This is a genomic window from Herbaspirillum sp. 1173, from assembly GCF_031455335.1.
In the GTDB taxonomy this organism is placed as follows: domain Bacteria; phylum Pseudomonadota; class Gammaproteobacteria; order Burkholderiales; family Burkholderiaceae_D; genus Herbaspirillum; species Herbaspirillum huttiense.
The window spans coordinates 24,607-38,016 of sequence record NZ_JAVDSP010000014.1 but is presented as its reverse complement, the minus strand read 5'-3'; the positions used below and the strand labels follow the sequence as shown (position 1 = coordinate 38,016).

At 62.5% G+C, this 13,410-nt stretch carries 13 protein-coding genes; 3 read left to right on the top strand and 10 right to left on the bottom strand.

Annotated features, from left to right (window positions below; translation table 11 throughout):
• Window positions 1-250: 250 nt before the first annotated feature.
• The 4 genes from J2X56_RS26105 to J2X56_RS26090 all read right to left on the bottom strand — a co-directional run bounded on the left by J2X56_RS26105 (window position 251) and on the right by J2X56_RS26090 (window position 3,997).
• Window positions 251-898: an aldolase gene (locus J2X56_RS26105; RefSeq protein WP_008332714.1), complete on the bottom strand. Its 648-nt coding sequence runs from the start codon at window positions 896-898 to the stop codon at window positions 251-253.
• Entirely contained in the window at window positions 895-2,181 is a 1,287-nt protein-coding gene (otnK, locus tag J2X56_RS26100; RefSeq protein WP_121040561.1) for a 3-oxo-tetronate kinase, read from the bottom strand. Before otnK ends, J2X56_RS26105 begins: the two co-directional genes overlap by 4 nt.
• Window positions 2,182-2,218: 37 nt before the next feature.
• Window positions 2,219-3,115 carry an L-threonate dehydrogenase gene (gene ltnD, locus J2X56_RS26095; protein WP_121040563.1) on the bottom strand — a complete coding sequence of 299 codons (897 nt, stop codon included), beginning with the start codon at window positions 3,113-3,115 and terminating at the stop codon, window positions 2,219-2,221.
• Between the two features lie 180 nt (window positions 3,116-3,295).
• Complete coding sequence (locus J2X56_RS26090) at window positions 3,296-3,997, bottom strand: FadR/GntR family transcriptional regulator (RefSeq protein WP_121040565.1); 702 nt, start codon at window positions 3,995-3,997, stop codon at window positions 3,296-3,298.
• A gap of 250 nt (window positions 3,998-4,247) precedes the next feature.
• Here J2X56_RS26090 and J2X56_RS26085 point away from each other — a divergent pair, with 250 nt between their 5' ends.
• On the top strand, window positions 4,248-5,189 hold the full coding sequence (locus J2X56_RS26085) for a 5'-nucleotidase (protein ID WP_121040567.1): 942 nt from the start codon (window positions 4,248-4,250) through the stop codon (window positions 5,187-5,189).
• A gap of 240 nt (window positions 5,190-5,429) precedes the next feature.
• Here J2X56_RS26085 and J2X56_RS26080 read toward each other — a convergent pair whose 3' ends face one another.
• The 6 genes from J2X56_RS26080 to J2X56_RS26055 form a co-directional block, all read right to left on the bottom strand.
• The gene (locus J2X56_RS26080) at window positions 5,430-5,864 is read right to left on the bottom strand and encodes a hypothetical protein (RefSeq protein ID WP_310163994.1); all 435 of its coding nucleotides are present in this window, start codon (window positions 5,862-5,864) and stop codon (window positions 5,430-5,432) included.
• Entirely contained in the window at window positions 5,861-6,829 is a 969-nt protein-coding gene (locus J2X56_RS26075; protein ID WP_310163991.1) for a methyl-accepting chemotaxis protein, read from the bottom strand. The genes J2X56_RS26080 and J2X56_RS26075 overlap by 4 nt, the downstream gene beginning before the upstream one ends.
• Window positions 6,826-7,455 (bottom strand): MCP four helix bundle domain-containing protein, encoded by a 630-nt coding sequence (locus J2X56_RS26070; protein ID WP_310163989.1) that lies wholly within the window; start codon window positions 7,453-7,455, stop codon window positions 6,826-6,828. Before J2X56_RS26070 ends, J2X56_RS26075 begins: the two co-directional genes overlap by 4 nt.
• 319 nt (window positions 7,456-7,774) lie before the next feature.
• The gene (locus J2X56_RS26065; protein WP_134136975.1) at window positions 7,775-8,749 is read right to left on the bottom strand and encodes a helix-turn-helix domain-containing protein; all 975 of its coding nucleotides are present in this window, start codon (window positions 8,747-8,749) and stop codon (window positions 7,775-7,777) included.
• A gap of 104 nt (window positions 8,750-8,853) precedes the next feature.
• A complete protein-coding gene (locus tag J2X56_RS26060; protein WP_310163984.1) occupies window positions 8,854-9,519 on the bottom strand; it encodes a ceramidase domain-containing protein in 666 nt (221 codons plus the stop codon).
• 120 nt (window positions 9,520-9,639) lie between these two features.
• A complete protein-coding gene (locus tag J2X56_RS26055; protein ID WP_310163981.1) occupies window positions 9,640-10,839 on the bottom strand; it encodes an MFS transporter in 1,200 nt (399 codons plus the stop codon).
• A 122-nt stretch (window positions 10,840-10,961) separates the two neighbouring features.
• Here J2X56_RS26055 and J2X56_RS26050 point away from each other — a divergent pair, with 122 nt between their 5' ends.
• Together J2X56_RS26050 and J2X56_RS26045 are read left to right on the top strand one after the other, a co-directional pair.
• Entirely contained in the window at window positions 10,962-11,843 is an 882-nt protein-coding gene (locus J2X56_RS26050) for a helix-turn-helix transcriptional regulator (RefSeq protein ID WP_310163978.1), read from the top strand.
• Complete coding sequence (locus J2X56_RS26045; protein WP_134136981.1) at window positions 11,828-13,384, top strand: CYTH and CHAD domain-containing protein; 1,557 nt, start codon at window positions 11,828-11,830, stop codon at window positions 13,382-13,384. Before J2X56_RS26050 ends, J2X56_RS26045 begins: the two co-directional genes overlap by 16 nt.
• The last annotated feature ends 26 nt before the right edge of the window (window positions 13,385-13,410 follow it).

The following is a 13,410-nucleotide window of genomic DNA, read 5'->3' as shown; positions in this document are numbered from 1 at the left end:
TATGCACGGCCGCTGGTTGCTTGGTGCCCGTGGTCTGACGGGCAATTTATGGATTCAATCGGACCCGCGTGCCGCTCCTTGCGGAACGGCACACAGGCCGGCATTGATTGGCCGGTCTTGTGCCGGCTTGACTGCCACTTGCACCCACCACCTTCCGTTGGGCGCAAGCGGGGCATGGCGGACTGGCTGCGTCCGCCATGACGTGTTGTTGCTATGGGTTGCTGAAGCTGCCTGAGCGCTACCGTTACTGCTACCAGCGCGCCTTGAAGGTGTCGCGCAAGTCCTGCAGCGCGGGCTCTTCCAGCGGCGTGGCACGGCCACCGGCCAGGTGCCACAGCTTGGCGGTTTCTTCCAGTTCTTCCAGGGCAAAGGCGGCTTTGGAGACCGAGCTTTCCCACACCACCGGACCGAGCCGCTCCAGCAGCACGCCACGCACTTGCGTGGCGATCTTCGCCACCTGCTCGGCCACTTCCGGCGCACCCGGACGGGCATAGCGGATCAGCGGGATGTGGCCGACCTTCATCACGTAATACGGGGTGATGGGCGGCAAGACATCCTGCTCGCTGTAGACACCATTGATGGTCAGCGATACCAGATGCGTGGAGTGCGTATGCACCACCGCATGCATCTCGGGATTGTTGTCGTAGATGGCGCGATGCAGGACCAGGGTCTTGGAGGGCTTGTCGCCCGAGACCCATTCCCCTGCCGCATTGACCTTCGCAATGGCCGCCGGATCGAGGAAACCGAGGCAGGCGTCGGTCGGCGTGATCAGCCAGCCGTCATCGAGACGTGCGCTGATGTTGCCGGCCGACCCGACGGTATAGCCACGCTGATAGAGCGAAGCGCCGATGCGGCAGATCTCTTCGCGCAGCGCGCTTTCGTTGGTGTTGCGGCTCATGCCGTCTTCCCGTCGAGATAGCGCAGTGCCTTCTCGAAGAAATCGACGCTGCCGAAATTGCCCGACTTCAATGCCAGCGCAACCGGCTGTTCATCCAGCGTGGCAGTGGCCGGCACGCCCGGATCGATCTGCGGGCCGATGCGCAGGGCGCGCACATCCAGCGCCTGCACCACCGCACCCGAGGTCTCGCCACCGGCCACCACGAACTGGCGCACGCCACGTTGCTTCAAGCCAGCGGCGATCGATGCCAGCGCCTGTTCGACCAGGTGACCGGCCTTGGCGACGCCCAGTTCTTTCTGCACGGCCTTGACTTCATCGGGCGTGGCGGTCGCGTAAATCAGTACCGGCTCGTTCTTGATGCGTTCATCGGCAAAGGCCAGCGCCTGTGCCACCACGTCTTCGCCACGGGCCAGGGCCAGCGGGTCGATGCGGAAGGCGGGACGCTTGGCCTTCCATTCGGCCACTTGCGCATTGGTCGCCTTGGAGGCGGAACCGGCCAGCACTACCGACAGGCCATCGACCTTGGGCAGTTGCGCGGCTTCACCGGCAGCAGTCAGCAAACCGGCACGGCGGAAGTTCTCGGGCAGGCCCAGGGCCACGCCGGAACCACCGGTGATGAGCTTCAGTTCGGCGCAGGCTTCGCCCAGCGTGAACAAGTCCTTGTCGGAGACGGCATCGGCGATGGCCATCTTGACGCCTTCGCCGCGCAGGGCGGTGAAGCGTTCCTGCGTGGCGGCCGCGCCGCGTGCCACGGTGTCGTAGCGCACCAGGCCGACCTTGGATTCGGTCTGGCGCTGCAGGACGCGCACCAGGTTGGCATCGGTCATCGGGGTCAGCGGATGGTTTTCCATGCCCGATTCATTCAACAGCGCATCGGCCACGAACAGGTAGCCGCGATAGATGGTGCGGCCGTTTTCCGGGAAGGCCGGGCAGGCGATGGTGAAGTCCTCGCCCAGTTCCTTCATCAGCGCATCGGTCACCGGACCGATGTTGCCTTCGTCGGTGGAATCGAAGGTGGAGCAGTACTTGAAGAAGAACTGCGTGCAGCCCTGCTGCTGCAGCCAGCGCAGTGCGGCCAACGATTGCTCGATGGCTTCGGCAGCGGGAATGGTGCGCGACTTCAGTGCGATCACCAGCGCGTCAGCCGCCACGGCCGGCATTTCGCTGGGCACGCCGATGGTCTGCACGGTGCGCATGCCGCCGCGCACCAGCATGTTGGCCAGGTCAGTCGCGCCGGTGAAATCGTCGGCGATACAACCGAGCAAGGGACGGGATGTGGACATGAAAACTCCTCGATTCAGATGCAGGGACGACGCTGGATTACTTGGCCTTGGCCGGCGGCAGGTCGATGCCGGGGAAGATCTTGATGACGGCCGAATCATCCTCGCCGCCATGACCAGCGGTGGAAGCCATCATGAACATCTGATGTGCAGCGGCCGACAGCGGCAGCGGGAATTTGCTGCGGCGGGCGGTATCGAGCACCAGGCCCAGGTCCTTGACGAAGATGTCCACGGCCGACAGCGGGGTGTAGTCGCCGTTGAGGATGTGCGGTACGCGGTTTTCGAACATCCAGGAATTGCCGGCGCTGTGGGTGATGACGTCATACAGTGCATCCGGATTGACGCCTTCGCGCAGGCCCAGGGCCATGGCTTCAGCGGAGGCGGCGATGTGCACGCCGGCCAGCAGCTGGTTGATGATCTTGACCTTGGAGCCGATGCCGTGGGTGTCGCCCAGGCGATAGACCTTGCCGGCCATGCCGGCCAGCACGTCTTCGATCTTGGCGTAGACGTCGGCGGGACCCGAAGTCATCATGGTCATCTCGCCGGAAGCGGCGCGCGCGGCACCACCGGAGACCGGTGCGTCCAGCAGCAGCAGGTTCTTTTCTGCCAGGCGCTTGCCCAGCTCGACGGCGAAGTCGGGCGCCACGGTGGCGCTGGAGATGACGACGCTGCCCGGCTTCATGGCGGAGACGGCACCGTTTTCACCGAAGAGCACCATCTCGGTCTGGGCGGCATTGACCACCAGGGTGATGACCACATCGACTTTCGCGGCCAGCTCGGCCGGGTTGGCACAGGCCACGCCACCGGCGGCGGCGAACTTGTCCAGGACTTCCTTGCGCACGTCGCAGGCATGCACATTAAAACCGGCACGCAACAGCGAGCTGGCCACGCCATAACCCATGGCTCCCAAACCGATCACACCTACATTCTTGGACATAATTGCCTCCGCATTGATGACGCCGCTGCCGCTCTTGACGGGCAGGACATTGCGCCGGGTTGATGATGCAACGCCGGCAAAGGCCGGCGTCAGAATTTCAAATTTCGTAAAACTTATAAACCGTTTAAATCGTTTAAAACATTCAAATCATTTGCTGCCGTTCAAGCCGGGACACTCTCTTCAGGACTGTCCCTGGCTCAAGCGCCGTGCCGCGTTGAACATGTGGGTCTGGGCGGCATTGCGGGCCGCCATTTCATCACCGGCGCGAATGGCTGCGACGATCGCCTCATGCTCTTCGCGCACCTGGCGCGAGAAATCCTCATACCGCGCTTCATTGCCACGCGTCACCGCCGTGGCCGCTTCCAGATACTGGGAAAGGAACTCCAGCGTCTTGATGAAGTACGGATTGCGCGTGGCCTGGGCCAGTGCGCGATGGAAGGCCACATCGGCGGCCACGCCATCACCGCCTGCGGCCACATCGGCCCCGATCTGCACCAGCGCCGCGTCAATCGCCTGCAGGTCTTCCGCACTGCGGCGCTTGGCCGCCTGGGCGGCGACTTCGGCCTCGATGGCACGGCGCAGCTCGACGATCTGCAGCACCGCCTCGGGCGAACTGACCTCGGTGTAATCGATGCGCAGCGGCTTGATGCCGGCCTGCTCGGTCACGAAGACGCCGCTACCCTGGCGCGGTTCGACCACGCCTTCATGTTTCAGGCGCGCGATGGCTTCGCGCACCACCGTGCGGCTCACACCGAACTGCTGCGCCAGCACCGCCTCGGTGGGCAGCTTGCTGCCCCGGGGGAAGGCACCGGCGTCGATGTTTTCCAGCAATTGCCTGGCCACAGTGTCGCTGAGCGCCTGTGCGGGGATCTTCTGAAACATGCTGTCTCGCGGTCGTTATCGTAAAGTTATCCGGTCATCATACAAATTTATTTTGAACGGGGCAATCCGATTTTTTCTCTTTACCGGGAGTAACACCCCCGTTTGGCAAACAATATGCGCAGTTGACGGAACTTGACGTGATATATGCAGCAGTTCGCTCCAGACATCAAGAATACGAATATCTCTGCCAAGGCTGCGCCAGCAGGCCGGGGGCTCTACAATCAGGGCTTTCCTGCCACGGATGTGCCGCATGCCCTACGATCTCTCGGACAAGCTCGTCATTGGAATCTCTTCCCGCGCCCTCTTCGATCTCGAAGTGGAGAACGCCATCTACGACCAGCAGGGTGTGGATGCTTATGCGCAGTACCAGCGTGATCACGAGAATGATCCGCTGCAGCCGGGCACGGCCTTCCCGCTGGTCAAGGCGCTGCTGCAGCTCAATGAACTGATTCCGGAACGCCGTCTGGTGGAAGTGGTGGTCATCTCGCGCAACACGCCCGACACCGGCCTGCGCGCCTTCAATGCCATTGCCGCCCACAAGCTCGACATCAGCCGTGCGGCCTTCACCGGTGGCGGACCGACTGCGCCCTATCTGCAGGCCTTCAAGATCGACCTGTTCCTCTCGCGCGATACCGGCGACGTGCAGGAAGCCATCGATGCCGGCGTGGCGGCGGCCCAGTTGTATGCCGCGCCGCTGGACTACAGTGCGCCGGACAAGCAGATTCGGATTGCCTTTGACGGCGATGCCGTGCTGTTTTCGGCGGAGTCCGAGCGCATCTTTGCGGAGAAGGGATTGGAGGCCTTTGCGCGGCATGAACAGCGCCATCGCAAGAAGGCCATGAAGGAAGGTCCGTTCGCCAAATTGCTGCTGGCCTTGTCGGCGATCCAGAAACAGTTTCCGCCCAAGCAGTGCCCGGTGCGCATCGCCATCGTCACGGCACGCAACAGCCCGGCGCACCAGCGCGTCATCCATACCTTGCGGACCTGGAATGTGACGGTGGATGAAGCTTTCTTCCTGGGCGGGCTGAACAAGGCGGAAGTACTGCAGGCCTTCGGCGCGCACATGTTCTTTGATGACCAGGAGGGGCATGTGCAGAAGGCGGCCGTGGTGGTGCCGTCGGGGCGGGTGCCTTACAAGGGCGGCACGCTGGAAGGGGCACGTGCGGCGCGGGGGCGGGCGGCCAAGGGCTGAAGAAGAGAGGCGAGGGAAAGAGAAACCAACGATCTCATCCCGCCTCGCACGCGGACAATGCCGCCGATCACAATTGCGCTGACACCTCTCCACACCTGCGGATCCATCTCAGGCAAGGCTGTCTCAAAAAATCGGATGGATCGCAATCATCGCGGATGATGTTCCGAAAACGTCCATTTCCTCGTCATCGCCCACCTGCAGTCTCGCCCTGCAGGCCAGCGCCGCCGAACGATGACAGAATCAGCCATCAGGCCCGCCCTGCTTGAGCCGCAGCAGCGCCCCATGTGCATTGCGCATCAGGATCTCCGGGTATCTCTCGACCAGAACATTGAGGCTGGGTACGATCCTCTGCAACGAGGTGGCAATGGCCATCTCCGTCACGTCCTCGCTCCACAAGATCTTTTGTATGAAAAGAACGGCACCGATCTCTCCGACCAGATCGACACAGGTCTGAAACTCGAACGCATCCTGCGCTTCGCCGTAGCACCGCTTGATCACATCATTCAGTTCTTGCGCCAGCGCATGCGCTGCCGGCGAGTCAGCCTGGCCAACGGCCGATTCAAAAACCGCACAGAGCCGATCCAGTTCTTCGGCCAGCCTGATGGTGCTGTTGACGACTTTGCGCAGGTCTTCCAGCGACAGCGCTGTCCGGGGTGGCTTGTCATCCTTGCTCATTGCGCCTGCCCCTCCGGCGCAAGCACCGCCACGCTCGGATCGGCCGGAAGTCGAAAACGGCCTACCAATGTCGATAACAGACCAGCCTGGTCCTGCAGCCCCTGCGACGCCGCTGCGGCTTGCTCTACCAGGGCCGCATTCTGCTGAGTTACCCCATCCATCTGTCCGATCGCAAAGTTGATCTCCGTGATGCCTTTGCTCTGATCGTCGCTGGCGCGCGCAATCTCGGCAACGATGGCGGTAACCTGCTCGACGCTGCCGACCACGCTCCTCATCGTCTCTCCCGCTTGCTGGACCAGCAGGCTGCCGACCCCTACTTGCTCTACCGTATCGTCGATCAGCCCCTTGATCTCTCTTGCCGCGGTCGCAGAGCGTTGTGCCAGATTGCGCACTTCCGCTGCCACCACGGCAAACCCCCTTCCCTCGTCACCCGCACGAGCCGCCTCTACCGCAGCATTGAGCGCAAGGATATTGGTCTGGAACGCGATCCCGTCGATGACGGCGATGATTTCGACGATACGCGTCGAGGCCTGTTTGATTGCCGACATGGTCGTGACCACTTCAGTGACGACCTGTCCCGCCTCTCCCGCCACGGTTGAAGCATTCACAGCCAGCGCATCTGCCTGGCGCGAATGGGCACTGGCCTGCACGATGCTGCTGGTGATCTGCTCCATGGCCGCCGCCGTCTGCTGCAACGAACTGGCCTGCTCCTCCGTGCGCGAAGACAGATCGATGTTGCCGCTGGCAATCTGACGTGATGCCGTGGCTACATTCTCGGCACCTGACTTGACGCCATTGAGAATCAGCCGAAGCTCCTCGTTCATATGCCGCAGAGCGGCGATCACCTGTCCCGTTTCATCGTTGCCGGACAACGCAATCTCGGTGCACAGGTCGCCCGCAGCGACCGTATTGGCGATCCTCGCTGCGAGGATGAGCGGCTGCGAGATGGCCCGCGCGACGATCATCGCGAGCCCCCCCCGATCAGGAGTACGGTCAGCAGCGCAACGCAGATCAAGGTCTGCGACTCCCCATAGATACGATTTGTGTCAGCGGCGGACTGATCGCCACCTCGCCGATTGACGTTCGCCAACGTATCAACATCCTTGAGCAGCGAGAAATAGATGTCCGAAGATTCGCCCGCAAAGATGGTGCTGGCCAGATCGAGGCGACCGTCTGCCAGCGCCGCCATGAAGGCAGCGTGGTGCTGCAGCAATCGTTTGATCCGCAGACTGGCCTCCGGATAGACGTCCTTCTCTTCGGGCTCGGAGATCTGCCCCTCGTAGGTGTTGAGCGCAGTCTTTAGATCATTGAGGATATCCAGTGTGCGCCCGGTGAGTTTCTTGGCCTGAACGTGATCGCCTGCATACACGATCAGTTGCGCTTCATTGCTGCGCAGGCGCGCCAGCAGCAGCTTGATCTCACCTAGTGTCTTGATGCTGGGCAGCCAGTTGGTCGCCAGTTCGTTGGCCGATGCATTGACACGATGCAGCTGCCAGATGGAAAACAGACCGATACTCGTCGTGAACAACAAGATCAGACTGAACGAGATGACGAGCTTCTTGGCGATCTTGAGATCACGAAATTTCTTCACACTACCCCCGAATTATTGATGAATGGCCAAATCGGGACTGATTCACTTGAGGCGGGCGACCGATCGCACCAGCTCGCGATGCCGCATTTCCATCGCTTCCTTTCTCACGGAAGCCCAGAGAGAAACGGCAAGACTCTCATCTGCAACAGACAATGTTGACCTATCCTTCCGGGCCGCACGAGGAGACACTCGCTTCAGGGAGAAGAGCCCCCGAACAAGGTAGCAGCTGTCGTTCGCAATCCTTGCCCGAGAGCGCATCAGCATTGACGTACAGCGCAGTCACATCACAAGATGACAATAAATGACGGTGGCCCGCACATTACTCGCCGCTCGGTGTGCGCGCCACCGCACGACGCACTTCATTGGGCGTCTGGCCGAACGCCGCCTTGAACACCCGGCAGAAATGGCTGATGGAAGCGAAGCCCTTGCTATAGGCGATTTCCGAAATACGCAGATGATTGAAAGCGGGATCGGACAGCATTTTCTGACAGGCCTCAAGCCGCCTCTGGAGAATGAAGCGTGAGACCGGCATGTCCTCCTGCTGAAAAAGAGAATGCAGGTGGCGTACGGAGATGCGATGGGCCGCAGCGATGGTACCGGGATCAAGCCTCTCGTCATGCAAATGGCGAAGAATGTATTCCCGAATCAATTGCAGTTTGACGGACGCATTATCGAGTGCCGCGCGGGTATCGTGATGAAGCAGGGCATTGACCAGTTCGAGCAGGGAACGACTGGCAGCACCGGCCACACGAGGATCGAGATGCATGAGCTCACTGGCCATCGCGCGCATCTGATTGACCAGGAGGTAGCCGATCCCATGACGCCCCTCACGCAGCCCGCCCGCAGGAGGTTCCTTGTGCTCGGGAAAACGATCTCTCAACAGACGCCATGGCAGCATCAGCGTCACCTTGTGCAAGGTCTGGATCACCTCGAACCGCGTCGCATCGGCGGTAGTCCATACGATCAGATCACCCGCGCCCACCTGCAGACGCTGACCTGCTGTATCGAAGCGTTCAGCACCACTCTCTGCAAGCTGGATACCGATATAGAGATCGTCATCCCTCCTGAGCGTTTGGTAATCGCGTTCGCCCTCGCACGGACCGCAGATCGTATTGATGAGCAAGAGCTCATTGAATTCATGTCTGACAAGGTGTGCACGAAACTCGGGAGAAACGGGCTTGGTCAGCGTCCATTCCCGGTAGGATCGGCGCAGCTCCGCTTGCCAGGCGTCCGTTCTTTCAGCAGGAGGAATCTCTTCGCTGAGCCAGGATTGCGTCTTCCTTTTGCGATACATGGCGAGCTCCTTTCACTTCCATGCTCGCATCTGATGCTGACAAAAGAATGACGAATGACGACGCCGCAAAAGCGGCGGAGGGCTGGATGAAATTGCCTGTCTTGCTACCTCCGCGGACCGCTTGTCTGCAAGATGAAAGCCCGCGTGGTGAGATACAGCACCACCCCATTGAGCAAATGCCAGAACATGTGTGTCCCGATGCTCACGTACTGACAAGCCACCATGTCCAGCGACCGCAACACCAGCGACAGCGTAAATACACCGGTGGCCAGCAGCAGGATCCCTGGCTCCACCTTGCGCATGCGCCAGTGATACACGCCCAGCCCGCCAATGAACAGCCACGCCGATCCATACGACGCCACCGAACCATTGAGCCACTGATCCGGCAGCATGCCGACGCCATACGTGACGACAAAGAAGAACAGCACCCAGCCCATCGTCACCAGCCAGCTGCAGCGCGCCACTTGGCGCACATAGAAGGCCAGGAACAGCACCTGATAGACCGAAATCGGAATGACATCGGCGAACAAGGCCCAGCGTTGCGCAAAGGTGTGGAAAAGAAAACTGCCCACGCCGATCACGGCCACCATCAGCGTCAGGATCCGTGACATCACCACGCCACCGCGTTCCTGCGGCAACGGCAAGCGCCACAGGAAATACGCCGCAAGCAGGAAGGCGAGATTGGAAAGGGCATTGACGGGCTCGGCCCAGAAAGCGGTGCTGAGGCGTTCGCAATACAGGTCTACCGGGGAAAGAAGCGATGCGGTCATGGTGTGTGTCGCGCTGGTCGTCGCAGATCAAGGGGGAATCGTAACCGGCGATCAAGAAGCCACCTGTTCACGATGCAGCCGCCATGATCCGCGAAGCCGCAGAATTTTTCCAGTCGCGCTTTACTGTCCTTGCGTGTCCGCCCCGATCACCCTGCCCGGCCGCCCCGCCAGCCAGCCCAGTACGCCCATCAGTACTGCACCGCCGGCACACAGCGCCAGCACCAGCGTCCATCCCCCGCTGGCATCATGCAGTCGCCCCATGAGGATGGGCCCGGCGGCCGCCAGCAGATAGCCCACGCTTTGCGCCATGGCCGACAGTACAGCAGCCTGTGGTGGTGTCGATACGCGCGTACCGACAAAGGCCAGCCCCAGGATCAGCACCGCGCCCGTCCCGAATCCGAACAGCGGCACCCAGATGATGGACGCCTGCGGCCACGCAATGAGGCCGATGAGGCTCAGGACAGTCGCAGCCGACATGCTCACCGCCACCGGGCGATGATCGCGCATGCGCGGACCCAGCGGCACCAGCAGCAAGCCCGGCAAGGCCGAGGCCAGCTGCATCAGGCCATGCAGGTTGCCCGCCTCCACCGCACTGTGCCCATTGGCCGCGAGGATGGAAGGCAACCATGCCGTCACCACGTAATACACCAGCGAATTGGTCCCGAGAAAAAAGGTCACCTGCCACGCCAGTGGCTGCCGCCACATCGAGGCCGCGCGCGCAGGCGCCGTGGCCGGGCGCGTATCACGCCGCAATTGCGGCAGCCAGACCAGTACCGTCACCACCGGCAATGCAATGAACGAAGCCAGCGCCCACGCCCAGCCCAGGCCCGCCGCCAGCGGCACCGCACAGACCGAGCCGAGCGCCGACGCACCGCCCATGGTGAGCGCATAGATGGCCGTCATGCGCGTGAGGTCATCGGGAAAATCGCGCTTGAGCAAGCTGGGCAAGAGCACGTTGCCGCCGGCAATCCCGCAGCCGATCACGCAGGTCCCGGCCAGCAAGGCCGCCACCGATCCCGAAGAGCGCAGCACGATACCGCCCGCAATCAACAGCAAGGCCAGCAGGAGCGTGCGCTCCAATCCGAGGCTGCGCGCCACGCGGGCCGCCAGCGGCGAGACCAGCGCAAAGCACAGCAGTGGCAAGGTCAGCATCAGCCCGGCGGCACCGGCCGAGAGGGCGAAGGTCTGTTGCAGCAGCCCCATCACCGGCCCCACGGCCGTGACCGGTGCGCGCAGATTGGCGGCGATCAGCAGGATGCCTGCAATTAGCCAGACACTGCGATGAACAGGGCGAACGTGAGGAGGATGCGTGGCGTGCATGGCGGGCGTGATGAAGGCAATGATTGATCGAAAGCAGCGAGCGCCCAGCTTAGCCAATCGCAGCCTGTACGAATTTGGCTACAATGCCAGACTATTGCTAAAAACGGTCAACCCTGCTCACGATGGCCTCTCTCTACGCCAGCTTGGTCGAACACGATCCGGACCGCCTCGACGCCGCGGTCACGGCCCTGCGCGTGCATACCAGCCAGAGCGAGCGCGAGACACCTTTCCACAGCCATCGCAAGGGCCAGCTGGTGGTGGCCCTGCGCGGCGCGGTCACTTGCGAGACGGCGCAGGGCATGTGGATCGTGCCGCCGCAGTCGGCGGTCTGGATTCCGCCGGGGGTGCCGCACAGCAACCGCGTCACGCTGGACGGCCAGCTGTGCTTCCTCTTCATCGCGCCACATGCAGCCAGCATGCCGGACCAGTGCTGCACGCTGGCGCTGTCGCCCCTGCTGGTGCAGATGATCTGCCACCTCGCCGAGCAGCGCCAGGACTACGCCCCGCACGAGCGCACCGCGCGCCTGGCCTCGGTACTGGTGGAAGAACTGGAACACAGCCAGCGCCACGCCCTGCCCCTGCACCTGCCCGTGCCGCAGCATTCGCGCTTGCGTGCGATTGCTCGCCACCTGGCCGAACAACCGGCCGACCGCAGCACGGTGGCCGAATGGGGCCAGCTCCATGCGATGAGCGAGCGGACTTTTGCGCGCTTCGTGCAGGCCGAAACCGGCATGAGCTTCGGCCGCTGGCGGCGGCAGATCCACCTGATGCTGGCCCTGCAATGGCTGGCCTCGGGCAGTTCGGTGCAGCGCGTCTCGCAGGACCTTGGCTATGAATCGGTGAGTGCCTTCATCACCATGTTCCGCAATACCCTGGGCAAGCCACCCGCACGCTACATGGCGCAGCGCCAGGCACCGCTGGCCCGCCCCGCTTCTTCCCCACCGGCCAGCCCGGCGGCCCCCTACTTCCAACCGACACGGAACGCCTCATGGAAACCGAACTGAAACTGCTGCTCGCCCCCGAGCACACCAAGGCCTTCATCCGTCATCCGCTCATCAAGCGCTACGCCCAGGCCGCGCCACGCATCAAGGACCAGACCGGCACCTACTTCGATACGCCCGAGCTGCTGCTGCGCCAGAACGAAGCCGGACTGCGGGTGCGTCGGACCGGAAATGAATATATCCAGACCCTCAAGGCAGGCGGTGGCGTCAGTGGCGGCCTGCACCAGCGCAATGAATGGGAGTCGCTGGTCGAAGGTGAACAACCTGACCTGCCGGTGCTGCGCGAGCTGGCGGCCTCCGACGAAGCCTGGGCCAGGAAGGTGTTCTCCGACAAGACCGCTGCGCAGTTGACGCCCATCTTCAGCACCCGCATCCAGCGCATGGTGTGGGACCTGGACCTGCCGGATGGCAGCGAGGTCGAATGCGTGCTCGACCAGGGCACGGTAGAACATGGTGACCTGAAGGTGGAAGTGTGCGAGATCGAACTGGAACTCAAGCAGGGCGAAGCCAGTGCCCTCTTCGACTTCGCCCTGCAACTGCTGCAGACCCTGCCGCTGCGCATCGGCATCCAGAGCAAGGCGCAGCGCGGCTATGGATTGTTCCACCAGGCGCGCCGTGCGCAGCAGGGCATCGCTGCGACCTCGTCGGCCAGCCGCGCCAAGCCGCTGCAGCTGACCCGCAAGATGCCGGTGGAGCAGGCTTTCCTGGCGGTGGTCAACAATTGCGTGGAGCAGATCCAGGCTAACGACATCGCTGATCAGGACAGCGGCGATATCGAACGCCTGCACCAGATGCGCGTGGGCCTGCGCCGCCTGCGCTCGGCCTTCACGCTGTTCGAGCCCGTCATTGCCCTGCCCGCTGCCCTGGCCGCTGAATTCGACTGGGTCTCGCAAGCCATCGGCCATGCACGTGACTGGGATGTACTGGCCACGCAAACACTGACCACACTGCCACCGCACGCCATCGGTGCCATCGACCTGGAACGGGTGCGCCATGCCGCGCTGGTGGAAGCCGGCAAGGAACATGCACTGGCGGTACAGGCCGTGGCTTCGCCGCGCTATACCGCGCTGGTCCTGCAGTTCAGCCGCTGGCTGCTGACCTCTGGCTGGCGCGATGGCCTCGGCGAGGCGGGACAGGAAGCCCTCTCGCAAGCGCTTTTCCGCTATGCACGGCAGATGCTGCGGCGGGATGAGAAACGCCTCAACAAGCGCGGTGCGCATCTCGAAGAAAACGACCGCGCCCGCCACCGTACCCGCATCGCTGCCAAGAAGATGCGCTACGACATCGAGTTCTTCCAGGCGCTGTATGGCGAGAAGAGCAGCCGCCCCTACCTGAAAGCCTTGTCACGCCTGCAGGAGCAACTGGGCGTGCAGAACGACCTGGTGGTGGCCGATGCCCTGCTGCAGCAACTGCAGCAGAAGCAGGTACGCCTGGCCCCGAGCATCGCCTATGCGCGCGGCTTCCTGGCCGGCCAGGTCAAGGATGGCCACGAACGCATGCATCGCCTGTGGAAAAAATGGAAGGCGCAGGAGTTGCCTCAGTGAGTACCGCAATGAGTGCTGCAATGAGC

Bases quoted from the DNA above. Each gene is read 5' to 3' on its own strand.
- J2X56_RS26080 (WP_310163994.1), bottom strand. From the start codon at position 5,864: ATGAGCAAGGATGACAAGCCACCCCGGACAGCGCTGTCGCTGGAAGAC.
- J2X56_RS26045 (WP_134136981.1), top strand. From the start codon at position 11,828: ATGGAAACCGAACTGAAACTGCTGCTCGCCCCCGAGCACACCAAGGCC.
- J2X56_RS26075 (WP_310163991.1), bottom strand. From the start codon at position 6,829: ATGATCGTCGCGCGGGCCATCTCGCAGCCGCTCATCCTCGCAGCGAGG.
- J2X56_RS26105 (WP_008332714.1), bottom strand. From the start codon at position 898: ATGAGCCGCAACACCAACGAAAGCGCGCTGCGCGAAGAGATCTGCCGC.
- J2X56_RS26050 (WP_310163978.1), top strand. From the start codon at position 10,962: ATGGCCTCTCTCTACGCCAGCTTGGTCGAACACGATCCGGACCGCCTC.
- ltnD (WP_121040563.1), bottom strand. From the start codon at position 3,115: ATGTCCAAGAATGTAGGTGTGATCGGTTTGGGAGCCATGGGTTATGGC.
- J2X56_RS26065 (WP_134136975.1), bottom strand. From the start codon at position 8,749: ATGTATCGCAAAAGGAAGACGCAATCCTGGCTCAGCGAAGAGATTCCT.
- J2X56_RS26055 (WP_310163981.1), bottom strand. From the start codon at position 10,839: ATGCACGCCACGCATCCTCCTCACGTTCGCCCTGTTCATCGCAGTGTC.
- J2X56_RS26060 (WP_310163984.1), bottom strand. From the start codon at position 9,519: ATGACCGCATCGCTTCTTTCCCCGGTAGACCTGTATTGCGAACGCCTC.
- J2X56_RS26090 (WP_121040565.1), bottom strand. From the start codon at position 3,997: ATGTTTCAGAAGATCCCCGCACAGGCGCTCAGCGACACTGTGGCCAGG.
- J2X56_RS26085 (WP_121040567.1), top strand. From the start codon at position 4,248: ATGCCCTACGATCTCTCGGACAAGCTCGTCATTGGAATCTCTTCCCGC.
- otnK (WP_121040561.1), bottom strand. From the start codon at position 2,181: ATGTCCACATCCCGTCCCTTGCTCGGTTGTATCGCCGACGATTTCACC.